Raw genomic sequence first — 25,327 nt, forward strand, 5'->3', positions numbered from 1 at the left:
CTATCGTTCGCGGCCGAAGCCTCACCCGATTCAGACGGAGCCTGTCATGGCCGATCTCTCCGCTTTCCCGATCACCAAGCGCTGGCCCGCCGCGCATCCCGACCGCATCCAGCTCTATTCGCTGCCGACGCCGAACGGTGTGAAGGTTTCAATCGCTCTGGAGGAGCTGGAACTCCCCTACGAGCCGCATCTCATCGATATCGGCAAGAACGAGACCTGGGGGCCGGAATTCCTGTCGCTGAACCCCAACGGCAAGATCCCCGCGATCATCGATCCCAATGGCCCGGACGGAAAGCCCTTCGGTCTGTGGGAATCCGGCGCGATCCTGCTCTATCTCGCCGAGAAGACCGGCAAGCTCCTGCCGAAGGACCCTGCCGCCCGCTACGAGACCATCCAGTGGGTGTTCTTCCAGATGGCGGCGATCGGGCCGATGTTCGGCCAGCTCGGCTTCTTCCATAAATTCGCTGGCCGCGAATACGAGGACAAGCGCCCGCGTGATCGCTACGCCAACGAGAGCAAGCGCCTGCTCGGCGTGCTGGAGAGCCGGCTGGCGAGCCATACCTGGATCATGGGCGACGACTACAGCATCGCCGATATCGCGATCCTCGGCTGGGTGCGCAATCTCGTCGGGTTCTATGGCGCGGGCGAGCTCGTCGACTATGCCAAGCTGACCCATGTGCCGATCTGGCTGGAGCGCTGCCTGTCGCGCCCGGCCGTGCAGCGCGGCCTCGACAGCCCGAAGCGTCCGGCCTGAGAGGTTCGCGACGTGGCTATCACGATCTACGGCATCAAGAACTGCGACACGATGAAGAAGGCGCGCTCCTGGCTCGACGGCCATGGCGTCGCCATTGCGTTTCACGACTACAAGGCGAGCGGGGTGGACAAGGCCTCGCTTGAGCGTTGGGTCAAGGAACACGGCTGGGAGACGGTGCTGAACCGCGCCGGCACCACCTTCCGTGCGCTCCCCGATGCCGAGAAGCAGGGGCTCGATGCCGCAAAGGCGATCGCGCTGATGCTGGCGCAGCCCTCGATGATCAAGCGGCCGGTGCTCGATCTCGGAAAGGGCAAGACGATCGTCGGCTTCAAGCCGGAGATCTACGAGGCGGCTGTGCCGAAGGGCTAAAGCCCGCCCATGACGGGGCGGAACGGCCATCCGGCGCGCGGGTCTCTTCCCTAAACCCGCGCGCTGCTCTACCTCGCTGGCCATGACCGTTCAGCCCCAAGCCCTGCAGCCCGAAATCGCTGCCACACCCGAATTCACCTTCAAGGTCGCCGCTCGCGACGGCGCCGCGCGCACCGGCGCGATCAGCATGCCGCGCGGCGTCATCCGCACGCCGGCCTTCATGCCGGTCGGCACCGCCGCGACCGTCAAGGGCATGTATCCCGAGCAGGTGAGGGCGCTCGGCGCAGATGTCGTGCTCGGCAACACCTATCACCTGATGCTGCGGCCCGGTGCAGAGCGTGTCGCGAAGCTCGGCGGCCTTCACAAATTCATGAACTGGCCGCACCCGATCCTGACGGATTCCGGCGGGTTCCAGGTGATGTCGCTCGCCAATCTGCGCAAGCTGACCGAGGAGGGCGTGACCTTCCGCTCGCATATCGACGGCTCGAAGCATGTGCTGACGCCGGAGCGCTCGGTCGAGATCCAGAACCTGCTCGGCTCCGACATCGTGATGCAGCTCGACGAATGCGTGGCGCTGCCCTGCGAGGAGAAGGTCGCGGAGAAGGCGATGCGGCTGTCGCTGCGCTGGGCCGAGCGCTGCAAAACGGCTTTCGGCGACCATCCCGGACGGGCACTGTTCGGCATCGTGCAGGGCGGGGACGTGCCACATCTGCGCGTCGAGAGTGCGCGAGAGCTCGCGGCGATGGACCTCAAGGGCTATGCGGTCGGCGGTCTCGCCGTCGGCGAGCCGCAGGACGTGATGCTGGCGATGATCGAGACGGTCGAGCCGCATCTGCCGCAGGAGAAGCCGCGTTACCTGATGGGCGTCGGCACGCCCGACGACATCGTGAAATCAGTGGCGCGCGGCATCGACATGTTCGATTGCGTGATGCCGACGCGGGCCGGGCGCCATGGCCAGATCTTCACCCGCTTCGGCCGGATGAACCTGAAGAACGCCAAGCACGCCGAAGACCCGCGCCCGATCGACGAGCAATCCTCCTGCCCGGCTGCCAACAGCTGGTCGCGCGCCTATCTGCACCATCTCGTCAAGGCCGAGGAGATGCTCGGCAAGATGCTGCTGACCTGGGTGAACCTCGCCTATTACCAGGATCTGATGGCAGGCCTGCGCTCGGCCATCGCTGCCGGGCGGCTCGACGATTTCATCGCGGAGACCCGCGAAGGCTGGGAAAGGGGCGAGCCGGCTTGAGCACGGGCCTCGCCCTGCTGCCTCTCAAGATGGCGCTCGCGGCCTCGGTGGTCGTGAGTTGCTCGATGCTGGCCGAGCGCGCCGGGCCGTTGATGGCGGCGATGATCGCGACCTTGCCGATCTCGCTTGGACCGGTCCTCGTCTTCCTGGCGCTCGACCATGGCCCGGATTTCATCGCGGGTGCCGCGCTCGGCACGATGAATGCCAATGCCACCCATGCCAGCTTCGTGCTGAGCTATGTGCTGCTGGCCCAGCGCCATGGCGTGGTCGCCTCCCTCGGCGGAGCGCTGGCGATCTGGACGGTGCTGCTGCTGGCTCTCCGCAGCATGGCGCTGCCTGTGCTCCCGCTCACGATGTTGACCGTGCTGGCGCTGTTCGTCGTGCACCAGCTGGTGCGGCCCTATCTCAAAGTGCGCGCCAAGCCGCCGGCCGGGATTTCGCGCTATGCCATCCCGATCCGCGCGGCCTGCGTCGCGGCGCTGGTCGGCATCGTGACCGGCCTCAGCGAACGCGTCGGCCCGCAATGGTCCGGCATCCTCGCCGGCCTGCCGATCATCCTGTCGAGCCTGATCATCATTCTGCATACGCGCGCCGGCGGCCCGGCCGCGGCGGCGGTCATCGGGAGCAGCGCACTCGGATTGCTGGGTGCCGGGCTGGGGCTGGCTGCTGTGCATCTCGCCGCCGTGCCCTGGGGCTCATGGACGGCGCTGGGGCTCGGCCTCGCCATTGCCGTGATCTGGAACCTGATCCTGCTTGGACTGGCGCGTCGGTCGGCGCCATGACGCCACGAACAGGCCGCCGATGATCAGCACGATGCCGACGAGCTGAAGCGAGGAGGGGATCTCGCTCAGGATCGGGATGGCCAGCAGCGTACCGGTGACCGGGATCAGCGGCGGAAAACGTCCGACCACGGACGGTCCGAGCACATGCGCGGCCCAGCCCCAGACCCAGAGGCCGACGATGACGTTGAGCACGCCCTGGTTGAAGCCGTGCAAGGCGAGAACCCACCAGGGCGCGACGTCGAAGCCGCGAAAATAGAACAGGAAATAGATCGGCAGGTAGATGAGCGACAGGACCGAGACGATCGCCGTCGCCTTCAGCCCGTCGACCTGCCAGAGCTGGATCAGCAGCGGATAGAAACCCCAGAGCAGCCCGACGCCGAGAAAGCAGAGGTCGCCGCGCAGCGTCATGGCGCTCGCGCCCGCACTGCCGGCGATGCCGAGACAGATCAGGCCAGCGAGCACGCCTGCGACGCCGATCATGAGCCGCCCGGTCAGGGCGGCGCCGAACATCACGACGGAGCCGATGATGCCGATCATCGTCACCGTGCCCGGCCCGATCGTCGCTCCATGGGCGGCGGGGGCCATGGTGAGGCCGGTCAGCATCAGATAGGTCATCGGGAAGCCGCTGCTCAGCGTGAGCCAGAACCCGCGCTTCCAGCCGACGCCGCCGCAGGAGGCCAGGCCCGGCCGCAGGAAGACCGGCAGGAGCAGCAGGCCGGCGATGGCGAAGCGCAGCGCCATCAGGTCGTGCTGGGTCAAGCCGTTGAGCACGGCGTGGCGGCTGATGACGAAATTGGAGCCGTAGATCAGCACCGCCAGCAGCATGCCCAGAGCCGCGAGGCGCTTGCGACGGCGCACCCTCGCATCGGTCTCGAGCATCGTGGCGGGGGTGATCTGATCCATCGCCCCTCTCTAGCGCCGGGCGATCGGGCCGGTTACGGGCCGGCGCGCATGGCGCCCGCGCGTGCGGCGGCAGACCGTATTTGCGCCCCGTTTCGGCCCTGCTGGTGCCCAGACGCGACGGCTTCCTTGCGCCGTGAGGTTCAAGGGGCGCAGCGATGCGGAGCGCAACCGATGTCGAGACAATCTGATTTTCCCGCGCCGGCCACGATGGCGGCGCGATTGGGGAGCGACCTGTTGCTCTCCCTGGGCATCGCGACGGCGACGGCCCTGCTGGTGATGGTGCCGGCTCTCCTATCCGACGCGGCGCCCGATCGTGCCAAGGCGCCAGCCCTGACCTTGCTGCGCGACGGCAAGATCGGCGACCGGCTCGCGGAAACCGGATGGGTCGATGAGGGGAGTTTCGAGGTCGGACGTCCGCTCACGCCTGCGGCGCTGGCGATGCCCATGTCGCTTGCCTGGCCTGAGGAGGGCGATTGGACGCCATCGCAGGGTGCCGCTCAGGCCCGGGCGCGTGTTGCCGTGAACGTGGCAACATTGCCGCCGCGCCGTCTGGCGGTGCTGTCCAAGACAAAGGGGCAGGCGATCGGCGCGCCCCTGGTGATCCTGCCTCCGGCGGCTGTCACGGATGCGGAATCGTCTGGCGGCGAGCCCGCCGATTCATCGCTGCGCCAGTTCGTCGTCGCGCCGGTGATGAAGGTCGCCGACGCGGTGTCCGGTGCGGCCGGAAGCATGCAGGCGGCAGGCTCATGGACCCTGACGCAGGCGAACGGCCTGCTGCCGCGCTGGTGAGCGCGGCAGCGTGAGGCTTTCGATCAGGCCAGCGCCTTCAGCGCCGAGCGGCCGGCATAGACGGCCTGTGCGCCGAGCTCTTCCTCGATGCGCAGCAGCTGGTTGTACTTCGCGGTCCGGTCCGAGCGGGCGAGCGAGCCGGTCTTGATCTGCCCGCAATTGGTGGCGACCGCGAGGTCGGCGATGGTCGCATCCTCGGTCTCGCCCGAGCGGTGCGACATCACCGCGGTGTAGCCGGCGCGCTGCGCCATCTCGACGGCGGCGAGGGTCTCGGTCAGCGAGCCGATCTGGTTGACCTTGACCAGGATCGAGTTCGCCGTCTTCGTCCTGATGCCCTGCGACAGGCGCGTGACATTGGTGACGAAGAGATCGTCGCCGACGAGCTGGCACTTCGAGCCGACGAGATCGGTCAGCGCCTTCCAGCCCTCCCAGTCGTCCTCGGCCATGCCGTCCTCGATCGAGACGATCGGGTAATTACCGACGAGCTTGGCGAGGTACTTGGCCTGCGCCTTGGGATCGCGCGTCTTGCGCTCGCCCTCGTAGACGTAAGCGCCGTCCTTGAAGAACTCGGTCGCGGCGCAGTCGAGCGCCAGCGCGACATCCTCGCCCGCCTTGTAGCCGGCGGTCTCGATCGCCTGCATGACGAAATCGAGCGCGGCCTCGGCCGACTTGATGTTCGGGGCGAAGCCGCCCTCGTCGCCGACATTGGTGTTGTGGCCGGCGTCGTGCAGCTTCTTCTTCAGCGTGTGGAAGATTTCCGAGCCCATGCGCAGGCCTTCCGCGAAGGAGGGCGCGCCGATCGGCATCACCATGAATTCCTGGAAGTCGATCGGGTTGTCGGCATGGGCGCCGCCATTGACGATGTTCATCATCGGCACGGGCAGGACGCGGGCCGAGGTGCCGCCGACATAGCGGTAGAGCGGCAGGCCGGAGGCCTCTGCAGCGGCCTTGGCGACGGCGAGCGAGACGCCGAGGATGGCGTTGGCGCCGAGCTTCGATTTGTTGGGGGTGCCGTCGAGATCGATCATCACCTGGTCGATCGCGGTCTGGTCCTCGGCATCCATGGCGACGATCGCTTCGGCGATGGAAACGTTGACCGCCTCGACCGCCTTGAGCACGCCCTTGCCGAGATAGCGCGACTTGTCGCCGTCGCGCAGCTCGACCGCCTCATGCGCGCCGGTCGAAGCGCCCGACGGAACGGCGGCGCGGCCCATCGAGCCGTCTTCCAGCACGACATCGACCTCGACCGTCGGATTGCCGCGGGAATCGAGGATCTGGCGTCCGATGATGTCGATGATCGCGGTCATGGCAGGCTCCGGGAGAGGCGGGGCGAATGGATAAGGCGCTTCTAGCCAACAGCCTGCCGCGGGGAAAGCCTCAATTGGCAGGCCGGTGCCGGTGGGGCGGCCCCCGATGGCGCGCGGCTTGCGGATTGACCGGTTGTTCCGACGCTTCGTCCCATCGGGAAACGATCATGTTCCAGACCATGCCTAACCGCCGCCGACCCTCACTCGCCTCTGTCCTGTTCTGGTCCGGCCTGACCGTCCTGTGGTGGGCGGGTCTTTGCCTCGCTGCGGGGCGGCCGGTCTGGCTCTGGTAGGTCCTGTTCCTCTTCCGGCAGGCCGAGATAGCCGCCGAGCAGGAAGCCGGCCTGGAGGGCGAAGAGGTATCCGATCCAGACGAGCACGACGAACAGGCCGAGCTCGCCGCGGATGATCCATGTCGGGAAAGCGATGAGCGTGACCGCGGCGCTGGCGAGAATGATGGCCGGATAGCCGTAGGACAAGCCGATCAGAAGGCCGATCAGGAACAAGATGCCGGCAATGATCATGGAGTTCGGTCTAGGCTTCTGATTGCGCGAGTTAGACCTGGAACATGCTGCCTATCCGCACAAATATGCGTGTGGAAATTCCGGAAATATTTAAGCAAACAACCCGGCTTAATTGCGCAGAACTTGAGGCTTTCATCGAACGCTTCATTTGCGAACGGGTGGTCGTTCGCACAGTTGCGGGCGCCGGGCTGGACTGCTTTCCCATGCCGCAAACGGCGGCAGTTCCCATATCGGCCGGAGATGCTCTAGAACCCCGCCAAATCCAGGAGCATCCCATGACCATCGACGCCTCGACCTTGCAGCTCGGCCAGAGCAGCGCCTTGCCCGCCTCGCCGGAAGAGGCGCGGCTCGACCGCGTGCCCAATCCGCATGCCGGGACGCATTATCTCGCCCGCTTCACCTGCCCGGAATTCACCTCGATCTGCCCGGTCACCGGACAGCCCGATTTCGGCATCCTCGTCATCGACTATCTGCCGGGCAAATGGCTGGTCGAGTCGAAGTCGCTGAAGCTCTATCTCGCCTCGTTCCGCAACCACGGCGCTTTCCACGAGGATTGCACCGTCGGTATCGGCAAGCGGCTGGTCGACCTGCTCGAGCCGGAATGGTTCCGCATCGGCGGCTACTGGTATCCGCGCGGCGGCATCCCGATCGACGTGTTCTGGCAGACGGGGGAGCCGCCCAAGGGCCTCTGGCTCCCCGACCAGGGCGTCGCGCCTTATCGCGGGCGCTGAGCCTCAGCCGCGCCGAGCATCGGCAGGATGCGCGGCGCGGCAAAGCCGAGCAGTCCGATCCCGACGGCAAAAAGGCTGACGGCGCCGGTCGTGCCGAGCAGGGCGAGCGCTGTGCCCATCAGCACGGGGCCGAGCGCATGGCCTGCAAAAAGCGAGCAGGCGAAGAGCGACACGGCCGAGCCACGGGCCTCGGGGGCGAGTTCGGTCGCCTGCGCCTGGAACGTGCCGTGCATCAGGAAGAAGCCGAAGCCGTTGACCACGAAGAAGGGCACGGCGCTCCACCACGGCAGGAAGGGCAGCGCAAACAGCCCATAGCCGATCGCCATCAGGACGCCGCCGACAATCGGCATGCGGGCGGGGCCGATCCGGTCGACCAGGATACGGGTCGAGAGACCGTAGATCAGCCCGCCGATGCCGGTTCCGGCGATGACCAACCCGGCGAGCGACGGGCCGATGCCGGCCCGCTCCTGCAGAATCGCGGCGACGAAGGGAGGCATGCCGAAGATCAGGCTGCCTTCGGTGATGACCAGCGCATAGAGCAGCTTCGAGCGCGGGTTCGAGAAGACGGCCGCGTAACTGGCGACCGCTCCCCGCAGTGTCGGACGGCGACGTACCGCGCCGGCACGGGGCCGCATCGTCAAGGTAAGCATCAGGAGCGCGAGCCCGGCAATGCCGCCCGCCATCAGGAAGACGCCCCGCCAGCCGACATATTCGGCGATCACGCCGGAACAGGCGGCGCCCGCCATCTGACCGAAGATCATGATGACGGTGAAGCGGCCGAGCGTGATCTGGCGCTGTGCCATGGTCGCGCGATCGCCGATCGCCGCCATCGCGATCGGGATGATCCCACCGGCGACGATCCCGCTGGCGGCGCGCAGCGCGAGCAAGGCCTCGAAATTCGGCGCGAAGGAGCAGGCGATCGACAGCAGGACCAGAAGGGCGAGGCAGGTGCCGATCGTGCGGATTTTGCCGACGGCGTCGGCGATGGGGCCGAGGATCGGCTGCCCGAAGGCGTATGAGAAGGAGAATGCCGTCGCCATCACCGCGACCTGCGCGATCGACCGGGCAAAATGACCGGCGAGCGTCGGCACCAGCGGATCGATGAGCCGCATGGTGAAGGTCGAGGCGAAGCCACAGGCTCCCAGGACGAGAACGAGCGTTCGTAGCGATGTCGTCGATGGGTCTGCCGACGAAGCGGGTTCAGACATTAGCGACGGCCGCCGGGGCGGTCCGCGACTTGGCCAGGCGGTCGAAGCCCTGAAGCTCCTCGATCAGCGCTTTGAACTCCGATAGCGGCACCATGTTGGGGCCGTCCGACGGTGCCTTGTCGGGATCGGGATGGGTCTCGATGAAGAGGCCGGCGACACCGACGGCGACCGCCGCGCGGGACAGCACCGGCACGAATTCGCGCTGGCCGCCGGTCGAGGCGCCCTTGCCGCCGGGCTGCTGCACCGAATGGGTGGCGTCGAAGATCACGGGCGCGCCGATCTCGGCCATGGTCGGCAGGGCGCGCATGTCGGAGACCAGCGTGTTGTAGCCGAAGGAGGCGCCGCGCTCGGTCAGCATCACGTTCGGGTTGCCGCTCTCGGTCACTTTGGCCGCGACATTGACCATGTCCCAGGGCGCGAGGAACTGGCCCTTCTTGACGTTGACGACGCGGCCGGTCTTCGCGGCAGCGACGAGCAGGTCGGTCTGGCGGCAGAGGAAGGCCGGGATCTGGAGGATGTCGACCACTTCGGCCACGGGTGCGCATTGATCGGCTTCGTGGACATCGGTCACGACCGGCAGGCCCGTGCGTTCGCGGATCTCGGCATAGACGGGCAGGCCGGCCTTCATTCCCATACCGCGGGCGCCCTTGACGCTGGTGCGGTTGGCCTTGTCGAAGGAGGCCTTGAAGACGAGGCCGATATTCAGCTCCGCCGCGATCTCCTTCAGCGCCAGCGCGCATTCGAGCGCGTGGTCGCGGCTTTCCATCTGGCAGGGTCCGGCGATCAGGGCGAGCGGCAATGCATTGCCGAAGCGCACAGGGCGGGCGAGATCCTCGCCGATGGTCACGATGGCGTTGGGAGTCATGGCGGCGTCCTTGTCCGGCGGGCTGCCGGGCTTATGTCTGTGAGCCCTGCCGGGTCAAGTCAGGGCTGCCCTGCGGACAGCTTATGGATCAAGCCTGCCTTCAAACGGGCTGGCGAAGCAGGGGCGAGGTCTGTAAATTCACAGGCGAAGCACTATCTCGGGTGGCGATGCAGGATCGATGGATACGGCGCGGACGGGAATGATGCAGTCAGGCCAGGACAGGGCAAGCCAGGCAGGGCGTCCGGTGCGCGCGGGCGACGGGCTCACCATGGCCGACCGCCCCAGGCGCGGCCAGCCGCCGAACGATGGCGGCGGGCGCGAAGGCAACGGGCGCGAGGGCAGCGGCACTGCCGTCCTCACCCGGACGCGGACGCGCAAGCCCAATCTCTATCGTGTCCTGCTGCTCAACGACGACTACACGCCGATGGAGTTCGTCGTTCACGTTCTGGAGCGCTTCTTCAACAAGGACCGCTCCGAAGCCACGCAGATCATGATGCATGTGCATCAGAACGGCGTCGGCGAATGCGGCGTCTTTACCTACGAAGTCGCCGAGACCAAGGTTACGCTCGTCATGGATCTGGCGCGCAAGCACATGCATCCGCTGCAATGCGTGATGGAGAAAAAGTAGTCTTGGGTCATCGAGTTCTTTTGGAAATCAGATAGGAGCGCGCCCCTTGCCGAGTTTCTCGCGCAGTCTCGAACAGGCGCTTCACCGGGCTCTGGCTCTGGCCAACGAGCGCCGTCACGAATACGCCACCCTCGAACACCTCCTGCTTGCGCTGGTCGACGACCAGGACGCGGCCGCGGTGATGCGCGCCTGCAGCGTCGATCTCGACCTGCTCAGGCGCAATCTCGTCGACTATATCGACGCGGAACTGACCAATCTTGTCACCGACGGGCGTGACGATTCCAAGCCGACCGCCGGCTTCCAGCGCGTCATCCAGCGCGCGGTGATCCATGTCCAGTCGTCCGGTCGCGAAGAGGTGACCGGCGCGAACGTGCTCGTCGCGATGTTCGCCGAGCGCGAGAGCCACGCCGCCTATTTCCTGCAGGAGCAGGACATGACCCGCTACGACGCGGTCAACTACATCAGCCACGGCATCGCCAAGCGCCCCGGCGCGAGCGAGAGCCGGCCTGTCCGCGGCTCCGAGGAGGAGGGCGAACCGCAGCGCGAGCAGCGCGCCGAGCAGGGCCAGACCGAGGACAAGGACAAGAAGAAAAAGGAAAGCGCGCTCGACGCTTACTGCGTCAACCTCAACCGGAAGGCGAGGGACGGGCGCATCGATCCGCTGATCGGCCGCGAGGCCGAGGTGCAGCGCACGATCCAGATCCTGTGCCGTCGCCAGAAGAACAACCCGCTGCTGGTCGGCGACCCCGGCGTCGGCAAGACCGCGATCGCCGAGGGCTTGGCCCTCAAGATCACGCGCGGCGAAGTGCCCGAGGTGCTGGAGGACGCGACCGTCTTCTCGCTCGACATGGGCACGCTGCTCGCCGGCACGCGCTATCGCGGCGATTTCGAAGAGCGCCTCAAGCAGGTGATGAAGGAGATCGAGCAGCACCCGAAGGCGATCATGTTCATCGACGAGATCCACACGGTGATCGGCGCCGGTGCGACCTCGGGCGGCGCGATGGACGCCTCGAACCTGCTCAAGCCCGCGCTGGCCTCGGGCTCGCTGCGCTGCATCGGCTCGACCACCTACAAGGAATACCGCCAGTATTTCGAGAAGGACCGGGCGCTGGTGCGCCGCTTCCAGAAGATCGACGTCAACGAACCCTCGGTGCCGGACACGATCGAGATCCTCAAGGGACTGAAGCCCTATTTCGAGGAGTTCCACAAGCTGCGCTACACCAACGACGCCATCAAGGCGGCGGTGGAGCTCTCGGCCCGCTACATCCATGACCGCAAGCTGCCGGACAAGGCGATCGACGTGATCGACGAGACCGGCGCCTCGCAGATGCTGGTGACCGAGGCCAAGCGCAAGAAGACGATCGGGGTCAAGGAGATCGAGGCCGCGATCGCGACCATGGCCCGCATCCCGGCCAAGACCGTCTCGAAGGACGATGCCGAGGTGCTGCGCAACCTCGAGACCACGCTGAAGCGCACGGTCTACGGCCAGGAGAAGGCGATCGAGGCGCTGTCCTCGGCGATCAAGCTCGCCCGCGCGGGCCTGCGCGACGGCGAGAAGCCGATCGGCAGCTACCTCTTCGCCGGGCCGACCGGCGTCGGCAAGACCGAGGTCGCGCGCCAGCTCGCCTCTTCGCTCGGCGTCGAGCTGATCCGCTTCGACATGTCGGAATACATGGAGCGCCACACCGTCTCGCGACTGATCGGCGCGCCGCCCGGCTATGTCGGCTTCGACCAGGGCGGGCTCCTGACCGACCAGATCGACCAGCATCCGCATAGCGTGCTGCTGCTCGACGAGATCGAGAAGGCCCATCCCGACCTGTTCAACATCCTCCTGCAGGTGATGGACCACGGCAAGCTGACCGACAATAACGGCAAGCAGGTCGATTTCAGGAACGTCATCCTGATCATGACGACCAATGCCGGCGCCGCCGATATGGCGCGCAACGCCTACGGCTTCACCCGGACCAAGCGCGAGGGCGACGATACCGAGGCGATCAACAAGCTGTTCGCGCCGGAATTCCGCAACCGGCTGGACTCGGTCATCTCCTTCGGTCACCTGCCGAAGACGGTGGTCGCCCGCGTCGTCGACAAGTTCGTACTCCAGCTTGAGGCGCAGCTCGCCGACCGCAACGTCACGATCGAGCTCTCGGACGAGGCGCGCGAATGGCTTGTCGAGAACGGCTATGACGAGGCGATGGGCGCCCGCCCGATGGCACGGCTGATCCAGCAGACGATCAAGACGCCGCTCGCCGACGAGGTGCTGTTCGGGCGCCTGAAGAACGGCGGGGCCGTGAAGGTCGTCGTCGTCCAGTCCGAGACCGGCATCAAGGTGCTCGGCCTCGAATTCCCGGACGGGCCGGCCAGGCCCAAGCCGGAGAAGGATGTCGAGGCGGCAACCGCCAAGCGTGTGCCGAAGCCGCGCGCGAAAGCGGCTGCCACCGGCAAAACGACCAAGACTCCGCCGCGGCGAGCGCCTAAAGGTGGCGGCACTCCGGGTGGGACGGGTGGCGCAGCGAAGGCCTCGGCCAAGACCGTCCGCACCGTTCCCAAGGTCCCGCTGACGAAGGCGTAAGGCACCGTGCTGTTCAAACGAAAGACCGCAAGCCTCGCCGCCGAGAGCGGCGAGGTGCTTCAGGAGGCTCCGGCCCCGGCTCCGGCTCCCGCTCGCCCGGCCAAGGAAAAGCTCGGCTGGTTCGAAAAGCGCGACCGCCGCCGACGCCGCCGCAAGATTTTCGAGGAAGTGCTGGGCTGGATCCTGGTGCCGGCCCTCATCTACCTGATCTATCTGGGCGTCCAGGCTGTCGGTGGCATCCCCAAGGAATTGATCGATTTCGCCAACGAGATCATCGCCATCGCGATGAAGGGCGGCAAAGGCTGAGAGGCGGCGCGAGCCGCTCTTGCAGGAGATGCAGAGCCGGCCGGCCTGCCAGTGGCTAGGCAAGCGTCGCGTGCATGAGCGATAGAGGAATGGGCTCGAACTGTTCCGGGCCGGAACCCTGTCGAACCCACTCCGCCCCGATGGCCTCATGAGCGTATCCGCCGACTGGAGCTGGCAGCGTGTCGCGCTGGCGGGCATGCGCGATGCGCTGATGCTGCCGGCCTGGATCGTCGGCTTCGGGCTGATCGGCATTGGCTCGCTCGCCCGCGATGTCGGCTACCCCGTCGATGTCGCCGTGCTCTCCACGATCCTGGTCTGGGCCGGCCCCTCGCAGGTGCTGTTCTTCGCCTCGATCGCAGCCGGTGCCGCCTGGAGCGCGATCGTGATCGCGATCGCCTTCGCCTCGCTGCGCTTCCTGCCGATGACGATGGCGATCCTGCCGCTGCTGCGTCGGCCCGGCCAGGGCATCTGGCAGCAGCTTCTCCTTGCTCACTTCGTCGCGGTCACCGCCTGGAGCGAGGGCCTGCGGCGCCTGCCGGCCATCGCCCCGCATCAGCGCGTCGCCTATTTCCTCGGTTTCGCCAGCACCTGCATGGTGGTGAGTTCGATCGGCACCTTCGCCGGTTATTACCTGCTGGGCGCGCTTCCGATCCCGTTCGCTGCAGGGCTGCTCTGCCTCACGCCGATGTTCTTCCTGGTCTCGCTGATCGCAGGCCTGCGCCATCGCGGCGATGTGGCCGCGCTGATCCTCGGGCTGGCCTTCGCTCCGGTCTGCGAGCACTTCATCGGCGGCGGCTTCGACCTGATCGTCGCCGGGCTCGCCGCCGGAAGCCTGGCCTTTCTCATCGGGCGGAAACGGAAGCCGGCATGACCCAGCCGATCGCCATGCTCGACGGGCCGCTCTGGCCCTATCTCGCGCTGATGCTGTTCGCCGTGCTGCCGACGGAGATTTGGCGCTGGCTTGCGGTGGGCTTCTCGCGCGGGCTCTCCAACGATTCGCCGTTGCTCGAATGGGTGAGGGCGGTCGCGACCGCGCTGCTTGCCGGGATCGTTGCCAAGCTGATGGTCTCGCCGCCGGGCGTGCTCGCGGCGGCTCCGGGATGGGTGCGCGTCGCAGCGCTGGCGGCGGCGGCCGCCGTCATGCTGTTCGACAAGCGCCGGATGATGCTCGCGGTGCTCGCCGGTGAAATGATCCTGATCGGCGGCGTCTGGCTCTTCGCGGCAGGTTAGGCTGCTTCCAGCAACCGCCGGACATGGCCGAGCTTGTCGGGGTTGCGGATGATGTAGACCGCGGTGACGCGCCCGTCGCGGATGTCGAAGGCCGTGGCCTGCACGGTCTCGCCGCGCTCCAGGCTGACATAGCCGGGCAGGCCGTTGATCATCACGAATTCATAGCGTGTGGTCGAACGGCCTTCCCGCTGGACATGGCGGCCGATGCCTTCAAAGAATCGGCCGATCTTGTCGCTGCCGAGGATCGGGTTCAGCACTGAATTGACCTTGCCGCCGCCATCGGCGCGCAGCACTGCGTCATGGGCGAGCATGCTCTTCAGGATCGTGGCATCGGTGCTGTGAGCGGCCTGGAAGAAGGCCTGGGCGTAGCGACGCACTTCGTCAGGCGAGAGCGGATGGCGCGGGCCGTCCTCCTCCCTCGCATGGCGGCGTGCCCGTGAAACGAGCTGCCGGCAGGTCGCCTCGCTGCGCCCGAGCGTATCGGCGATCTCCGAAAAGGGCAGGTCGAAGACGTCGTGCAGCAGGAAGGCGGCGCGCTCCAATGGCGAGAGCCGTTCCAGCGCGAGCTGTAGCGCATAGGGCACGTCGATCGCCTCGTCGGCGCTGGGCGCGCCGCCGATGGCCTCGATCAAGGGCTCGGGCAACCAGGCGCCGACATAGGTCTCGCGCTTGCGCCGCGCCGATTTCATCAGGTCGAGGCAGAGCCGCGTGACCACGCGCCCGAGCCAGGCGCGCGGGTTCGCGATCGCCTCGGGCGCAGCGCCATGCCAGCGCAGCCAGGCATCCTGCACCACATCCTCGGCGTCGCTGAGCGAGCCGAGCATGCGGTAGGCGAGGCGGGTCAGGTAGGACCGGTTCGCCTCGAAAGGGCTGGCAGGCGCGCCTGTCATGCGCGCCGGGTTGGTGTCATCAGGCGGCAGCCTCGGTCTTGTGCGGCCGGTCGGCCGGATGGCGCGTGCGGAAGCCGACATTGACGCGGTTCCAAGTGTTGATCGCGCCGATGGCGAAGGACAGGTCGACGCTGTCCTTCTCGTTGAAATGCTCGCGGAGCTCGGCATAGGCGGCGTCGCTCGGGCTGCGCTCGGAGGCGCGGGTCAGCTCTTCCGTCCAGCGCAGGGCGGCGCGCTCGCGCGGCGTATAGAGCTCGGATTCCTCCCAGGCATTGAGCAGGTTGATGCGCGCCTCGGTCTCGCCGGCCTTGCGCGCGTCGAGCACATGCATGTGCAGGCAATAGGCGCAGCGGTTGATCTGCGAGGCGCGGATCTTCACCAGCTCCATCAGGCTGTGCTCCAGCGCCGACTTGTTGACGTAGTCCTGCAGGACCAGCATGGCCTTGTAGGCTTCGGGCGCGATCTGGAAGGCGTTGAGGCGTTGGCTCATGATTGTCTCCATCGGTTGATGACGACAAGACGAGGCAGCTCACCCCGCTGTGACATGGCCCGTCAGATTTTTTTCAGGGCCTCGCGGATTTTCTCGGCATTGCTGGCGAGCACCTCGTTTCTCTCCATCGCGCCGGTATGCGGGCGCAGTGCCACGCCCTCGAAGCGCGGCATGACATGAACATGGAGATGGAACACGACCTGGCCGCCGGCCGCCTCGTTGAACTGCTGGATGGTGACGCCTTCGGCCGAGAACGCGGCCTTCACGGCGCGCGCCAGCTTCTGGGTGGTCAGCGCCACCGCCTTGAGCGCATCGGCGGGGGCATCGAAGACATTGCGGCAGGCAGCCTTGGGGACCACCAGCACATGGCCGTCGGCGCGCGGCATGATGTCCATGATCGCGAGGGTATCAGTGTCCTCATAGACGGTGTGGGAGGGCAGTTCGCCGCGCAGGATCTTGGCGAAGACATTGGACGGATCATAGGCGGTCATGGCGGGTCCGGCAGGATCGAAAACGGAAGGCGCAAGCTGCGGCGCGCCAGCCGGGGCGTCAAGGCCGCGAACCGGCTGATGCCCCCGCCTCAGGCGCCGAGCAGCAGCAGCGCTTCGACATGGGCGTCGAGCACGAGGTCGTCTTGCGCGCCCATCACCTGAAACTCCGTCACGGCGAGGTTGAGCAAAGGCTTGTTCCACCAGCGTGTGATGATGTCGGCCAGCGCCGCGGTCTCAGTCGCATCGAGATCGTCGGTGAGGTTGTAGAGCCCGACGAGCCAGAGGTCGCCCGGCGCCCGGTCGAAGGCGGCCTGTACCTGCTGCAACGTGTTCAGGCCGGCGCGCTTCTCCGGATAGACCGCGAGATAGAGTCGGCCGCGATTGACGTTGCCGGAGAAGAGCCCGCGCAGCTCGACCGTGAAGGGCTCGATCCGGCGCAGGGCTTCGCGGGTTTCCGCGGTAATCGCCGGAGCCTCGGCGAGGCTGAGCGAGCCGCAGATTGTCGCGTGCAGGCGGTCCTGCCGCTTCGGCAGGATGTCCCAGGCGATCTTGCCGGCGAAGGGGGCCGCCTTCAGCTCGTTCTCCAGCGCGAGGAAAGCTGGAGAGGCGCGCAAGGCCTGGTCTTCCAACGGCAGGACCAGCGAGTAGACCGCCGGGTGCCGGCCCATCTCGTAGAACTTGCCTTCGCGCCGGGGAATGATGTCGGGATGCTCTGGGGCAACCAATGGCAGATGCGCCAGCCGGTAGCTCTCGTCGAGCGTCAGCGGGCTCGTGAAATCGGTGAGGCTGCGGCGATAGCCGAGTTCGTTGTCCTCGCAGAAGACGGGCGTCGCGGAGACCGGGCTTGCAAGGGGGGCGTCAGTCATCGGCGGTGCCCGTCTTGCGGAAGGGGCTTTCGGCTGCCAGCGCTTCGCGCGCTGCCGCGATCTGCTCGCGCTCCTGCGCGAGATAGGCGGCGACGGGGCGGCGCAGGCCGGGATCGGCGATCTGGTGCAGCGAGCGGGTGATCACCGGCCGATAGCCGCGCGCCAACTTGTGCTCGCCCTGCGCGCCGGCCTCGACGCGGGCGAGGCCATGCGCGATCGCATAGTCGATGGCCTGATGGTAGCAGACCTCGAAATGCAGGAAGGGATGGTCCTCGATGCAGCCCCAGTTGCGGCCGTAGAGGGTGTTGGCGCCGCGGAAATTGATGGCGCCGGCGATATGGCGCCCGGCGCGCCTAGCCATCACCAGCACGATGCGCTCGCCCATCGCCGCGCCGACCGCTGAGAAGAACGCGCGGTTGAGATAGGGCCGGCCCCATTTGCGCGCGCCGGTATCCTCGTAGAACGAGAAGAAATCGTCCCAGACCGCCTCGGTGAGATCATTGCCGGAGAGGACATCGATACTGATGCCGGCCGAAAGCGCTTCGCGCCGTTCGCGCTTCAGCGCCTTGCGCTTGCGTGAGGCCAGCGTCGCGAGGAAGTCGTCATAGCTGCCGAAGGCCTCGTTCTGCCAATGGAACTGCAGATCGTTGCGCTCGATATAGCCGGCCTGTTGCAGGGCGGCGATGTCCGGCTCCTGCGCGAAGGTGACATGGACCGAGGAGGATTGAGTCTGCCCCCGCAGCGCCTCCAGCCCGTCGATCAGGGCGGCGCGGGCCTCATCGGCGCGCGGGCCGTCCGCGACCAGCAGGCGCGGACCGGTTGCCGGGGTGAAGGGCGCCGCGACCAACAGCTTGGGGTAATAGCGCCCGCCGGCGCGCTCATAGGCATCAGCCCAGCCATGGTCGAAGACATATTCGCCCTGGCTGTGGCTCTTCAGGAAGCTGGGTGCTGCGGCCAGGAGCTGGCCGGCCTCATCCTCGACCAGGAGATAGGCCGGCGACCAGCCGGTGCGGCCGCCTATGCAGCGGCTGTCCTCCAGCGCCATGAGGAATTCATGGCTGACGAAGGGATTGTCCCGGTCTAGCGCGGGAGCATCCGAAGGCGTGGCGGACGCCGAGATTGCGTCCGCCAGTGCGTGGGGATTGGCGCAGGCGTTCCATGCGCCTGCGGGGACGGCCTTGAGGGAGGTCGCGACACGAACGGTGAGATCGCCGTTCCCCGCTTCGCTCAAGGGCGAAAGCCCTCGAAGACCATCTGGTCGGCCATGGCGGCGGCCCGCTGCCGCTCTTCCGGCGTGCGCACCGTCCAGCTCATCAGAGGGAGCCCCAGCGCGTTGCGGCAGAGATAGGGCGCGGCACTTTCCAGATCCGTGACCTTCCAGGAGATGAAGTCCGGCCGGCTCTCGGTGAAGTGCAGGAGGTTGGCCAGAGCATGCTTCCGCTCCGGTGAGAGCTTGTCGTAATCGCCGTAATCATAGGCGTTCATCGCGACGATGCCGCGCGGAATCTCGGGGGCGAGTTCGCGCAAAGCCGTCACGATCGCGGGATCGAAGGACTTGATCACGATCGGATGGCTCTTGTAGCCCGTCAGGACTTCGACCGTCCTCTTGGTGAGGGCGAGATCGCCGTCGAAGCGGCTCTTGATCTCGACCACGAGCGGCACGCGCCCGCCGATCAGGTCGAGGAAGGCCGACAGCGTCAGGATTTTGTCGCTCGAACCCTTGAGCGTGATTGCAGTGAGTTCCGCAGCTTTGCGCGCGACGACGGCTCCCGTCTCGCCCGTCAGCCGGTCGAGCACGAAATCATGGAACACGACCGCTTCGCCATCGGCGGTGAGCTGGACGTCGCATTCGATGCCGAAGCCGCCGGCGATCGCGGCCGTGGCGGCGGAGGGGCTGTTCTCGATCACGCCGGCTGCCAGATCATGCAGGCCGCGATGGGCGATCGGCTTCGCCACCAGCCAGCCGAGATCGGGCCGGCCGGCGTCCTTGAGCGTTCCCGCTGTCATCAGGCGATCTCGAACATCGCTTCGACTTCGACGGCGGCATCGGCCGGCAATTCGGCGACGCCCACGGTCGAGCGGGCATGGCGACCCTTGTCGCCGAGCACCTCGACCATCAGGTCGGAGGCGCCGTTCATGATCGCCGGGAGCGCGGCGAAATGCGGGGTGGCATTGATGAAGCCGCCGAGGCGGACGCAGCGCACGATGCGGCCGAGATCGCCGCCGAGCGCGGCCTTGGCCTGCGCGAGAACGTTGATGGCGCAGAGGCGGGCGGCTTCGAGGCCGGCCTCGTTGAAGATTTCGGCGCCGAGTTTGCCCTTGTGCTTGTCCGCGAGCTTGCCGTCGAGCCCGAAGCAGATCTGGCCGGAGATGACCAGCAGGTTGCCGGTGATCACATAGGGCACATAGTTGGCGATGGGCGCGGCCGGGGATGGCAGGGTGATGCCGAGTTCGGCGAGGCGGGTGTCGGCGGCGTTCATGAGCTTGGCTCCGCGAGCGAGGCAGGGTGCCTTCGGGCATGCCTTTCATGGCCGAAGCCGGCGGGCCTCGCAAGCATGCGGGCATGTCGGGCGGGCAGGGCTGATGCGATGCTCAAGAGCGGGTCCGTTGCCATGTTTGCGCCATTGCCGCGATGCACCTAGATTTCGCACAGGTCACAATGGACAAGCGGCGCATGAACGGAACAGTCTCGAAGCTCGCGACGAAGGCGAGCGGGGTTTTCGCGGGGGCGCTGGTTCTGGCCGCGGCGCCCGCCTGGGCTCAGGCAGCGACGGAGCGGGTGGTGCTCGCACCGCATCGTGCGGTCTACGATCTCGTGCTCGACAACGGCAAACCGTCCGGGAATATCGAGACCGCGAAGGGCCGCATCGCCTTTGAGTTCACCGGCGACGCCTGCGAAGGCTATGCGCTGTCCTTCCGGCAGGTGACGCAGCTCGGCACCGAGGCCGGGCCACGCCTGATCGACGCCCGCACCACCAGCTTCGAGGCCGGCGACGGCGCGAATTACCGCTTCAAGACCGAAAGCACCGCGGGCGGCGCCAAGCCCGATACCGTCGACGGCACCGCCCAGAAGAACGGCAGCGGTTATGAGGTGAAGCTGCGCCAGCCCAAGGCCGAGATCTATCGCGAGACGAATGACGCGCTGTTCCCGAACGCGCAGATGAAGGCCGTGATCCAGGCTGCGCGCGCCGGCCAGAAGACGCTGAGCGTGCGCCTCTATGACGGTGCGAATTCCGGCAAGGAGGTCTATGACACGCTCTCGATCATCGGAAAGCGGATCGAGGCGGAGCCTTCCGAGAAGCCGCTGCAGCGCCCCGAATTCGAGAAGATGGCGCGCTGGCCAGTGACGATCTCCTATTTCAAGGCGGGATCTGGCGAATCGACGCCGGCCTACAGCATCGCCTTCGAGCTCTACGAGAACGGCGTCACCGGCGCGATCCGGCTCGACTATGGCTCGTTCGCACTGCGCGGCACGCTTACGCGTCTGGATCTTCTTCCTCAGGAGCCTTGCGCGAAATAGAGGGCTCGGATGAGCGGCGCTGCGGTAGGCGAAGGATCAGGCCCTTGCCGATCGCCTCGTCGCCGAAGCGGGCGCGCAACTTGTCGAGCGCGCCCTCCATCGCCTTCAGTCGCGGCGTCGCGGTGTCGGCGAGATCGCCATGGTCAGCGGCCTCCGGTGGGCTGAAGTCGCTCGCGCCGATGCCGATCAACCGGTAATGCGCCCCGTTGCATTCGCGCTTCAGCAAGTCGCGCCCCGCCGTGAAGAGGCGGGCGGCGAGCTGCGTCGGTTCCGGCAGGCGGGCGGCGCGGGTGATGATCTGGAAGTCGGCGGTCTTCAGCTTCAGGGTGATGGTCCGGCCGGCAAGCTCCTGTGCTTTCAGCCTTTTCGAGGTCTTCTCGCTGAGCCGCCACAGGATCGGCTCCAGCTCCTCGAAGCGGGCGAGATCGACGTCGAGCGTGGTCTCGCTTGAGACGCTCTTGGTCTCGCGCTCGGGCGTGACCTGGCGGGTATCGATGCCGTTGGCGAGATTCTTGAGGCGAGGGCCGTCCTTGCCGGCGAGCTTGAAAAGCTTGTCGACGGGCGCCTCGCGCAGGTCGCCGATGAGCTTGAAGCCGCCTTCCGCAAGCTTCGCGACGCCGGCGGGGCCCATGCCGGGGATCAGGCTGATCGGCTTCCCCGCGAGGAAGGCTATCGCCTCGCCCCGCCCGATGATCGAGAAGCCGCGCGGCTTGTCGAGATCGGAGGCGACCTTGGCCAGGAACTTGGCATAGGACAGCCCGACCGAGATGGTGATGCCGAGCTCGGCCTCGATACGCCCCGCGAAGCGCGCCAGCGTCACCGCCGGGCTGGCATGGTGCAGCCGCTCCGTGCCGGAAAGGTCGAGGAAGGCTTCGTCGATCGAGAGCGGCTCGACCAGCGGCGTCAGCTCGCGCATCAACTGCCGGACCTCGCGGCCGACCGCGACGTATTTCGCCATGTTGGGCTTGACCACCACGGCTTCCGGGCAGGCCTTCAGCGCCTTGAACATCGGCATGGCCGAGCGCACGCCATAGGTGCGGGCGATGTAGCAGCAGGTCGAGACCACGCCGCGCTTGCCGCCGCCGACGATGACCGGCTTGTCCTGCAACGAGGGATCGTCGCGCTTCTCGATCGTGGCGTAGAAGGCGTCGCAATCGATATGGGCGAGGCTCAAGCTGTCACGCTCGGGATGGCCGAGCAATCGCGGCGAGCCGCAGGCCGGGCAGCGCTTCGGCGGGCCGAGCGCGTCGTGGTCCGCCAGGCAGTCGCGGCAGAGCCAGCGCGACGAGGGCGCGCCCGCGCTCAAGAGAAGTCGTCCGGCTCCGGCCTGGCGAGGACGCGCCTGGCATCGGCGACGATTTCGGGATTCAGCCTTAAATTTCCGGCAAATTCCAGGAGGAGCGAATCGCTCGAGCCGATATGGTCGAGCACGGCGGCGAGGAAGCCGGGCTCGCCGGCAGCCTGGCGCAGATTGGCCGGGTTGAGGCCGGTCGTGCTCAGAAACGGCTCGATCCGCTCGGGTTCGGAAGCCAGGAAGGCCAGAGCCTGCAGCGCGAGCGCCTCTGCCTCGTCCGTTGTGGGGCGTCGTATCATGGGATGGAGTCGCGTATCCGGTTTGCGTTTCGTCAACTGCTCGCGTGCTACGCAATCATCTGATGATGCCGCCAATTTGGAAAGCCCGCCATCGGTGTGGCGCTCCCGGCGCAAATGAAGGGCGGCCCGATGAAGACTGTTCTGATCGTCGAGGACAACGAGCTCAACATGAAGCTCTTCAACGATCTGCTCGAAGCCCATGGCTATGCGACGCTGAAGACGTCGGATGGCATCGAGGCGATCGAGCTGGCGCGGACGCATCATCCGGCGCTGATCCTGATGGATATCCAGCTTCCGGAGGTCTCCGGGCTCGAAGTCACCAAATGGATCAAGGAGGATGACGACCTGAAGTCCATCCCGGTCGTCGCGGTCACGGCCTTCGCGATGAAGGGTGACGAGGAGCGGATCCGGGAAGGCGGCTGCGAGGCCTATCTTTCCAAGCCGATCTCGGTCGCGAAGTTCCTGGAAACCGTCCGCACCTATGCCGGCGCGGCCTGAGCCGGCGAAAGCACAGCCATGACTGCCCGCGTCCTCGTCGTCGACGACATTCCCGCGAATGTGAAGCTGCTCGAAGCCAAGCTTTCGGCAGAGTATTTCGGCGTGGTCACGGCGACGAACGGGCGTGATGCAATTGCCCTCTGCGAGCGCGGCGAGGTCGATATCGTCCTGCTCGACGTGATGATGCCGGGCATGAACGGCTTCGACGTCTGCCGGCGGCTGAAGGGTGCACCCACGACCGCGCATATCCCCGTCATCATCGTCACCACGCTCGACCAGCCCCGCGATCGCCTGCAGGGGCTCGATGCCGGCGCCGACGACTTCCTGACCAAGCCGCTCGACGATACCGCGCTCTTCGCCCGCGTGCGCAGCCTAGCGCGGCTGAAGGCGATGACCGACGAATTGCGCAGCCGCGCCATCGCTTCCGTCCGGCTGGGCATTGCCGATCCGCTGGCGACGGCGGCGGCCGAGACCGGCCTGAACGGCCGCATCCTGCTGGTCGAGGACCGCCCCAACGTCGCCGAAAGGCTGCAGAGCGCGCTCTCGGCCTTCCATGCCGTCGAGGTCGAGAGCGATGCCCAGCAGGCCGTCATACGCGCTGCCGAAGGCGAGTTCGACGCGGTCGTCGTCAGCCTGGACCTGCAAGGGCAGGACGGCCTGCGCCTGTGCAGCCAATTGCGCTCGCTGGAGCGCACGCGCAACATCTCCGTGCTGCTGATGGGCGAGACCGAGGACCGCGACCGCATCCTGCGTGGCCTCGAGATCGGGGCGCATGATTTCCTGCTGCGTCCGATCGACCGCAACGAGTTGCTGGCGCGCGTACGCACCCAGGTGCGCCGCAAGCGCTTCACCGAGCGGCTGCGCGACAGCGTCCAGTCCTCGATGGAAATGGCGGTGATGGACCAGCTCACGGGGCTGCATAATCGCCGCTTCATGGACAACCGGCTCGCGGCGATGTTCGATGAATCGGCGCTGCGCGCCCGCTCCTTGTCGCTGCTGGTCCTCGACATCGACCATTTCAAGTCGGTCAACGACAGCTGGGGCCATGATGTCGGCGACGAAGTCCTGCGCGAATTCGCCGATCGCGTGCGCGCCTGCACGCGCGGCATCGACCTCGTCGCGCGCATGGGCGGCGAGGAGGTTGTCGTGGTGCTGCCCGATACCGGGCGCGATGCCGCCTATCGTGTCGCCGAACGTATCCGCGAGCGCGTCGAGAACGCGCCTTTCGCGGTCCAGAACAATACGCGCGACATCAAGGTCACGGTGTCGGTCGGCGTCTCGAGCCGGCGCGCCGGCGACGCCTCCTCTGCCGACATGATGAAGCGGGCCGATGATGCGCTCTACCGGGCCAAGGCGAGCGGCCGCAACCGCGTGATCGTCGCCAGCGCGGCATAGAGCAGAGCATCCGCCGGGCGCCCAAGCCTGCTCCAGCCATCGCTCGGGGAGGGCGCTTGCATGTGCAGCGAGCGCTTGGCGCAGCGTTTTCACGGTGCCTTCGCGCTTTCTCTCAAGTCCCTGAGGCAAGCTTCTGAAGTCGATGCGTGAATAGCGTTGCTGCTCCGGCGGCGATCGCGAGCTTTAAGCTTAGTGGGTAGGGTTAACGATCGATGAAGAGGGTCGATCGGTCGGATTTGATTGATTCGGATGCGGCGCATTGTAGAGATTGTGCGACGCAGCGATCCCAAAGATCGCTCCGAAACGCCCCTCGGGTGCTCAGGTCCGCCGCATCTCCTGGGAAACCGAAGGGCTCGGCCGGTCGGTGACGGAATTCTGGCCTCCTCAGAACCGCCGCCGGCCGGCCACCTCGCCTTGCGAGGCGGCACTTGCAGCCATCACGCGAATACTTCACGCAATACTTGGCGGATGCTCAGGGAGCGTCCTGAGCCAGCGCCACGGGCCCGATGGCGCGGATTTCGCAATCGGCCTCGGTGCCATTCTGCCAGGACTGGACGAGGAAGCGGGCATCCGCGCCGACCGCCATGATCGGATGGTGCCAGAGCCCCTTGCGGTAGACCATTCCCTGCGACGCGGCGAAGGCGAAGGCGGCGAGCGTCGCAAGATCGGGCATGCCGTCCGCGCCGGCTTGGCTGACGACGACGATGTGGCCGGCGCCACCCAACGGCATGATCAATTGAACCGAATTCACATGCCGCTCGAGCATCGTGATGGCGGGAGCCGGCTGCTGCCGCGTCGCTTCGAAGATCGAGGTGACGAGCCTGGACCCTGGCGGGACGTCGGCGGCGGTATGCGCGTGGACGTCGTGCCGGCGCGCCGTCCCGTTATTCGCAGCCCGGCCGGAATCGCCCGTTTCCACCAGCCAGCCGAAGGGCTCGAAGGCGATTTTCGTGACCGGGATCACGCGCAACGGGTGAGGCGAGGGAAGCCCGCCCTTGATCTCATTGCCAGGCATCATGTCGGTCTTTCTCCCGCGGCATCCGGGGCGGATATGCGCGCCCGATGCTGCCGTTCTGGCTCATGCCATCACGATCTGTCGAGCTGCGTGATGGCGGATGATGATCGAGCGACCCAGGCGATGACCTTCCCGGCATGGCGGGCTTCGGGGCCACCATCTTGCCGCGCAGCCTTCATCCGGTCGGCCGTGAAGACGAAGTCGTTCGCGGCTTGCCCGACATGGCAGGATCGACAGCGGCCGAGATTCTCTCCGGCCTTCGTACTCCGGTCGGGATTGAACCACTGGAACTCCCAATCACCGGTCCTGAGCTCCGGCGCGTGGCCGGCGCCCAGCCGGTCCGTTTCTCCATGAC

The 25,327-nt window shown here is 66.6% G+C and carries 30 protein-coding genes; 14 read left to right on the top strand and 16 right to left on the bottom strand.

The window, feature by feature from the left end:
- The first annotated feature begins 46 nt into the window (after nucleotides 1–46).
- The 4 genes from ASE61_RS12995 to ASE61_RS13010 all read left to right on the top strand — a co-directional run bounded on the left by ASE61_RS12995 (nucleotide 47) and on the right by ASE61_RS13010 (nucleotide 3,151).
- Nucleotides 47–754, top strand: a complete 708-nt coding sequence (locus ASE61_RS12995; RefSeq protein WP_061967541.1) for a glutathione S-transferase N-terminal domain-containing protein — start codon at nucleotides 47–49, stop codon at nucleotides 752–754.
- 12 nt (nucleotides 755–766) lie between these two features.
- A complete protein-coding gene (locus ASE61_RS13000; protein WP_082617408.1) occupies nucleotides 767–1,123 on the top strand; it encodes an ArsC family reductase in 357 nt (118 codons plus the stop codon).
- An 82-nt stretch (nucleotides 1,124–1,205) separates the two neighbouring features.
- A complete protein-coding gene (tgt, locus tag ASE61_RS13005) occupies nucleotides 1,206–2,369 on the top strand; it encodes a tRNA guanosine(34) transglycosylase Tgt (protein WP_061967543.1) in 1,164 nt (387 codons plus the stop codon).
- Entirely contained in the window at nucleotides 2,366–3,151 is a 786-nt protein-coding gene (locus ASE61_RS13010) for a hypothetical protein (protein ID WP_061967544.1), read from the top strand. Before tgt ends, ASE61_RS13010 begins: the two co-directional genes overlap by 4 nt.
- Here ASE61_RS13010 and ASE61_RS13015 read toward each other — a convergent pair.
- On the bottom strand, nucleotides 3,065–4,054 hold the full coding sequence (locus tag ASE61_RS13015) for a DMT family transporter (RefSeq protein WP_061967546.1): 990 nt from the start codon (nucleotides 4,052–4,054) through the stop codon (nucleotides 3,065–3,067). The two genes, ASE61_RS13010 and ASE61_RS13015, sit on opposite strands and share 87 nt — an antisense overlap.
- Before the next feature lie 219 nt (nucleotides 4,055–4,273).
- Here ASE61_RS13015 and ASE61_RS13020 point away from each other — a divergent pair, with 219 nt between their 5' ends.
- Complete coding sequence (locus ASE61_RS13020; protein WP_156407085.1) at nucleotides 4,274–4,843, top strand: hypothetical protein; 570 nt, start codon at nucleotides 4,274–4,276, stop codon at nucleotides 4,841–4,843.
- A 23-nt stretch (nucleotides 4,844–4,866) separates the two neighbouring features.
- Here the strand turns inward: ASE61_RS13020 and eno are convergent, their stop codons facing one another.
- On the bottom strand, nucleotides 4,867–6,150 hold the full coding sequence (gene eno, locus ASE61_RS13025) for a phosphopyruvate hydratase (RefSeq protein WP_061967549.1): 1,284 nt from the start codon (nucleotides 6,148–6,150) through the stop codon (nucleotides 4,867–4,869).
- Nucleotides 6,151–6,350: 200 nt separating this feature from the next.
- The gene (locus ASE61_RS13030) at nucleotides 6,351–6,674 is read right to left on the bottom strand and encodes a hypothetical protein (protein WP_061967550.1); all 324 of its coding nucleotides are present in this window, start codon (nucleotides 6,672–6,674) and stop codon (nucleotides 6,351–6,353) included.
- 275 nt (nucleotides 6,675–6,949) lie between these two features.
- On the opposite strand from ASE61_RS13030, the gene queF reads away from it, so the two are divergent.
- Entirely contained in the window at nucleotides 6,950–7,405 is a 456-nt protein-coding gene (gene queF / locus ASE61_RS13035) for a preQ(1) synthase (RefSeq protein ID WP_061967552.1), read from the top strand.
- On the opposite strand, the gene ASE61_RS13040 is transcribed toward queF, so the two are convergent.
- Complete coding sequence (locus ASE61_RS13040; RefSeq protein ID WP_082617409.1) at nucleotides 7,390–8,613, bottom strand: MFS transporter; 1,224 nt, start codon at nucleotides 8,611–8,613, stop codon at nucleotides 7,390–7,392. The two genes, queF and ASE61_RS13040, sit on opposite strands and share 16 nt — an antisense overlap.
- Nucleotides 8,606–9,478 (bottom strand): 3-deoxy-8-phosphooctulonate synthase, encoded by an 873-nt coding sequence (kdsA, locus tag ASE61_RS13045; protein ID WP_061967555.1) that lies wholly within the window; start codon nucleotides 9,476–9,478, stop codon nucleotides 8,606–8,608. Before kdsA ends, ASE61_RS13040 begins: the two co-directional genes overlap by 8 nt.
- A gap of 268 nt (nucleotides 9,479–9,746) precedes the next feature.
- Here kdsA and clpS point away from each other — a divergent pair, with 268 nt between their 5' ends.
- The 5 genes from clpS to ASE61_RS13070 all read left to right on the top strand — a co-directional run bounded on the left by clpS (nucleotide 9,747) and on the right by ASE61_RS13070 (nucleotide 14,214).
- Nucleotides 9,747–10,106, top strand: a complete 360-nt coding sequence (gene clpS / locus ASE61_RS13050; RefSeq protein WP_082617444.1) for an ATP-dependent Clp protease adapter ClpS — start codon at nucleotides 9,747–9,749, stop codon at nucleotides 10,104–10,106.
- A 46-nt stretch (nucleotides 10,107–10,152) separates the two neighbouring features.
- Nucleotides 10,153–12,678: an ATP-dependent Clp protease ATP-binding subunit ClpA gene (clpA, locus tag ASE61_RS13055; protein ID WP_061967557.1), complete on the top strand. Its 2,526-nt coding sequence runs from the start codon at nucleotides 10,153–10,155 to the stop codon at nucleotides 12,676–12,678.
- A 6-nt stretch (nucleotides 12,679–12,684) separates the two neighbouring features.
- A complete protein-coding gene (locus ASE61_RS13060) occupies nucleotides 12,685–12,984 on the top strand; it encodes a hypothetical protein (RefSeq protein ID WP_061967559.1) in 300 nt (99 codons plus the stop codon).
- Nucleotides 12,985–13,132: 148 nt separating this feature from the next.
- A complete protein-coding gene (locus ASE61_RS13065; protein ID WP_061967561.1) occupies nucleotides 13,133–13,855 on the top strand; it encodes an AzlC family ABC transporter permease in 723 nt (240 codons plus the stop codon).
- Nucleotides 13,852–14,214 (top strand): AzlD domain-containing protein, encoded by a 363-nt coding sequence (locus ASE61_RS13070; protein WP_061967563.1) that lies wholly within the window; start codon nucleotides 13,852–13,854, stop codon nucleotides 14,212–14,214. Before ASE61_RS13065 ends, ASE61_RS13070 begins: the two co-directional genes overlap by 4 nt.
- Here ASE61_RS13070 and ASE61_RS13075 read toward each other — a convergent pair.
- The 7 genes from ASE61_RS13075 to ASE61_RS13105 form a co-directional block, all read right to left on the bottom strand.
- Nucleotides 14,211–15,104, bottom strand: coding sequence for a sigma-70 family RNA polymerase sigma factor (locus tag ASE61_RS13075; RefSeq protein ID WP_061968281.1), 894 nt, complete (start codon nucleotides 15,102–15,104; stop codon nucleotides 14,211–14,213). The two genes, ASE61_RS13070 and ASE61_RS13075, sit on opposite strands and share 4 nt — an antisense overlap.
- Nucleotides 15,105–15,123: 19 nt before the next feature.
- A complete protein-coding gene (locus ASE61_RS13080; protein ID WP_061967564.1) occupies nucleotides 15,124–15,594 on the bottom strand; it encodes a carboxymuconolactone decarboxylase family protein in 471 nt (156 codons plus the stop codon).
- Between the two features lie 62 nt (nucleotides 15,595–15,656).
- A complete protein-coding gene (locus ASE61_RS13085) occupies nucleotides 15,657–16,085 on the bottom strand; it encodes an HIT family protein (RefSeq protein ID WP_061967566.1) in 429 nt (142 codons plus the stop codon).
- 89 nt (nucleotides 16,086–16,174) lie between these two features.
- Complete coding sequence (locus ASE61_RS13090) at nucleotides 16,175–16,951, bottom strand: 2'-5' RNA ligase family protein (protein ID WP_061967567.1); 777 nt, start codon at nucleotides 16,949–16,951, stop codon at nucleotides 16,175–16,177.
- The gene (locus tag ASE61_RS13095; protein WP_061967569.1) at nucleotides 16,944–18,182 is read right to left on the bottom strand and encodes a GNAT family N-acetyltransferase; all 1,239 of its coding nucleotides are present in this window, start codon (nucleotides 18,180–18,182) and stop codon (nucleotides 16,944–16,946) included. The genes ASE61_RS13090 and ASE61_RS13095 overlap by 8 nt, the downstream gene beginning before the upstream one ends.
- Nucleotides 18,179–18,958 (bottom strand): glycerophosphodiester phosphodiesterase family protein, encoded by a 780-nt coding sequence (locus ASE61_RS13100; protein ID WP_061967571.1) that lies wholly within the window; start codon nucleotides 18,956–18,958, stop codon nucleotides 18,179–18,181. The genes ASE61_RS13095 and ASE61_RS13100 overlap by 4 nt, the downstream gene beginning before the upstream one ends.
- Nucleotides 18,958–19,431: a RidA family protein gene (locus tag ASE61_RS13105; protein ID WP_061967573.1), complete on the bottom strand. Its 474-nt coding sequence runs from the start codon at nucleotides 19,429–19,431 to the stop codon at nucleotides 18,958–18,960. The genes ASE61_RS13100 and ASE61_RS13105 overlap by 1 nt, the downstream gene beginning before the upstream one ends.
- 194 nt (nucleotides 19,432–19,625) lie before the next feature.
- On the opposite strand from ASE61_RS13105, the gene ASE61_RS13110 reads away from it, so the two are divergent.
- Nucleotides 19,626–20,471 carry a cell envelope integrity EipB family protein gene (locus ASE61_RS13110; RefSeq protein WP_082617445.1) on the top strand — a complete coding sequence of 282 codons (846 nt, stop codon included), beginning with the start codon at nucleotides 19,626–19,628 and terminating at the stop codon, nucleotides 20,469–20,471.
- Here the strand turns inward: ASE61_RS13110 and ASE61_RS13115 are convergent.
- Together ASE61_RS13115 and ASE61_RS13120 are read right to left on the bottom strand one after the other, a co-directional pair.
- Nucleotides 20,428–21,777: a DNA polymerase IV gene (locus ASE61_RS13115; protein ID WP_061967577.1), complete on the bottom strand. Its 1,350-nt coding sequence runs from the start codon at nucleotides 21,775–21,777 to the stop codon at nucleotides 20,428–20,430. The genes ASE61_RS13110 and ASE61_RS13115 overlap by 44 nt on opposite strands.
- The gene (locus tag ASE61_RS13120) at nucleotides 21,774–22,064 is read right to left on the bottom strand and encodes a DUF3572 family protein (protein ID WP_061967579.1); all 291 of its coding nucleotides are present in this window, start codon (nucleotides 22,062–22,064) and stop codon (nucleotides 21,774–21,776) included. Before ASE61_RS13120 ends, ASE61_RS13115 begins: the two co-directional genes overlap by 4 nt.
- 129 nt (nucleotides 22,065–22,193) lie before the next feature.
- Here ASE61_RS13120 and ASE61_RS13125 point away from each other — a divergent pair, with 129 nt between their 5' ends.
- Together ASE61_RS13125 and ASE61_RS13130 are read left to right on the top strand one after the other, a co-directional pair.
- The gene (locus tag ASE61_RS13125) at nucleotides 22,194–22,562 is read left to right on the top strand and encodes a response regulator (protein ID WP_061968283.1); all 369 of its coding nucleotides are present in this window, start codon (nucleotides 22,194–22,196) and stop codon (nucleotides 22,560–22,562) included.
- A gap of 18 nt (nucleotides 22,563–22,580) precedes the next feature.
- The gene (locus tag ASE61_RS13130) at nucleotides 22,581–23,957 is read left to right on the top strand and encodes a PleD family two-component system response regulator (protein WP_061967581.1); all 1,377 of its coding nucleotides are present in this window, start codon (nucleotides 22,581–22,583) and stop codon (nucleotides 23,955–23,957) included.
- A gap of 472 nt (nucleotides 23,958–24,429) precedes the next feature.
- Here the strand turns inward: ASE61_RS13130 and ASE61_RS13135 are convergent, their stop codons facing one another.
- Both ASE61_RS13135 and ASE61_RS27575 read right to left on the bottom strand, forming a co-directional pair.
- Nucleotides 24,430–24,975: an ureidoglycolate lyase gene (locus ASE61_RS13135; RefSeq protein WP_061967583.1), complete on the bottom strand. Its 546-nt coding sequence runs from the start codon at nucleotides 24,973–24,975 to the stop codon at nucleotides 24,430–24,432.
- Nucleotides 24,976–25,043: 68 nt separating this feature from the next.
- Nucleotides 25,044–25,307, bottom strand: a complete 264-nt coding sequence (locus ASE61_RS27575) for a cytochrome P460 family protein (protein ID WP_082617446.1) — start codon at nucleotides 25,305–25,307, stop codon at nucleotides 25,044–25,046.
- Between the last annotated feature and the right edge of the window lie 20 nt (nucleotides 25,308–25,327).

The organism is Allobosea sp. Root670 (assembly GCF_001429415.1).
Classification (GTDB): Bacteria; Pseudomonadota; Alphaproteobacteria; order Rhizobiales; family Beijerinckiaceae; genus Allobosea; species Allobosea robiniae.

What these genes read in the sequence shown, in the direction of transcription:
- ASE61_RS13030 (WP_061967550.1), bottom strand. Translation starts at nt 6,674, where the DNA reads ATGATCATTGCCGGCATCTTGTTCCTGATCGGCCTTCTGATCGGCTTG.
- ASE61_RS13135 (WP_061967583.1), bottom strand. Translation starts at nt 24,975, where the DNA reads ATGATGCCTGGCAATGAGATCAAGGGCGGGCTTCCCTCGCCTCACCCG.
- ASE61_RS13080 (WP_061967564.1), bottom strand. Translation starts at nt 15,594, where the DNA reads ATGAGCCAACGCCTCAACGCCTTCCAGATCGCGCCCGAAGCCTACAAG.
- tgt (WP_061967543.1), top strand. Translation starts at nt 1,206, where the DNA reads ATGACCGTTCAGCCCCAAGCCCTGCAGCCCGAAATCGCTGCCACACCC.
- clpS (WP_082617444.1), top strand. Translation starts at nt 9,747, where the DNA reads ATGGCCGACCGCCCCAGGCGCGGCCAGCCGCCGAACGATGGCGGCGGG.
- ASE61_RS13070 (WP_061967563.1), top strand. Translation starts at nt 13,852, where the DNA reads ATGACCCAGCCGATCGCCATGCTCGACGGGCCGCTCTGGCCCTATCTC.
- ASE61_RS13110 (WP_082617445.1), top strand. Translation starts at nt 19,626, where the DNA reads ATGAACGGAACAGTCTCGAAGCTCGCGACGAAGGCGAGCGGGGTTTTC.
- ASE61_RS13125 (WP_061968283.1), top strand. Translation starts at nt 22,194, where the DNA reads ATGAAGACTGTTCTGATCGTCGAGGACAACGAGCTCAACATGAAGCTC.
- ASE61_RS13075 (WP_061968281.1), bottom strand. Translation starts at nt 15,104, where the DNA reads ATGACAGGCGCGCCTGCCAGCCCTTTCGAGGCGAACCGGTCCTACCTG.
- ASE61_RS13015 (WP_061967546.1), bottom strand. Translation starts at nt 4,054, where the DNA reads ATGGATCAGATCACCCCCGCCACGATGCTCGAGACCGATGCGAGGGTG.
- queF (WP_061967552.1), top strand. Translation starts at nt 6,950, where the DNA reads ATGACCATCGACGCCTCGACCTTGCAGCTCGGCCAGAGCAGCGCCTTG.
- eno (WP_061967549.1), bottom strand. Translation starts at nt 6,150, where the DNA reads ATGACCGCGATCATCGACATCATCGGACGCCAGATCCTCGATTCCCGC.
- ASE61_RS13090 (WP_061967567.1), bottom strand. Translation starts at nt 16,951, where the DNA reads ATGACTGACGCCCCCCTTGCAAGCCCGGTCTCCGCGACGCCCGTCTTC.
- kdsA (WP_061967555.1), bottom strand. Translation starts at nt 9,478, where the DNA reads ATGACTCCCAACGCCATCGTGACCATCGGCGAGGATCTCGCCCGCCCT.
- ASE61_RS13130 (WP_061967581.1), top strand. Translation starts at nt 22,581, where the DNA reads ATGACTGCCCGCGTCCTCGTCGTCGACGACATTCCCGCGAATGTGAAG.
- ASE61_RS13120 (WP_061967579.1), bottom strand. Translation starts at nt 22,064, where the DNA reads ATGATACGACGCCCCACAACGGACGAGGCAGAGGCGCTCGCGCTGCAG.
- ASE61_RS13100 (WP_061967571.1), bottom strand. Translation starts at nt 18,958, where the DNA reads ATGACAGCGGGAACGCTCAAGGACGCCGGCCGGCCCGATCTCGGCTGG.
- ASE61_RS13105 (WP_061967573.1), bottom strand. Translation starts at nt 19,431, where the DNA reads ATGAACGCCGCCGACACCCGCCTCGCCGAACTCGGCATCACCCTGCCA.
- ASE61_RS13040 (WP_082617409.1), bottom strand. Translation starts at nt 8,613, where the DNA reads ATGTCTGAACCCGCTTCGTCGGCAGACCCATCGACGACATCGCTACGA.
- ASE61_RS13085 (WP_061967566.1), bottom strand. Translation starts at nt 16,085, where the DNA reads ATGACCGCCTATGATCCGTCCAATGTCTTCGCCAAGATCCTGCGCGGC.
- ASE61_RS12995 (WP_061967541.1), top strand. Translation starts at nt 47, where the DNA reads ATGGCCGATCTCTCCGCTTTCCCGATCACCAAGCGCTGGCCCGCCGCG.
- ASE61_RS13065 (WP_061967561.1), top strand. Translation starts at nt 13,133, where the DNA reads ATGAGCGTATCCGCCGACTGGAGCTGGCAGCGTGTCGCGCTGGCGGGC.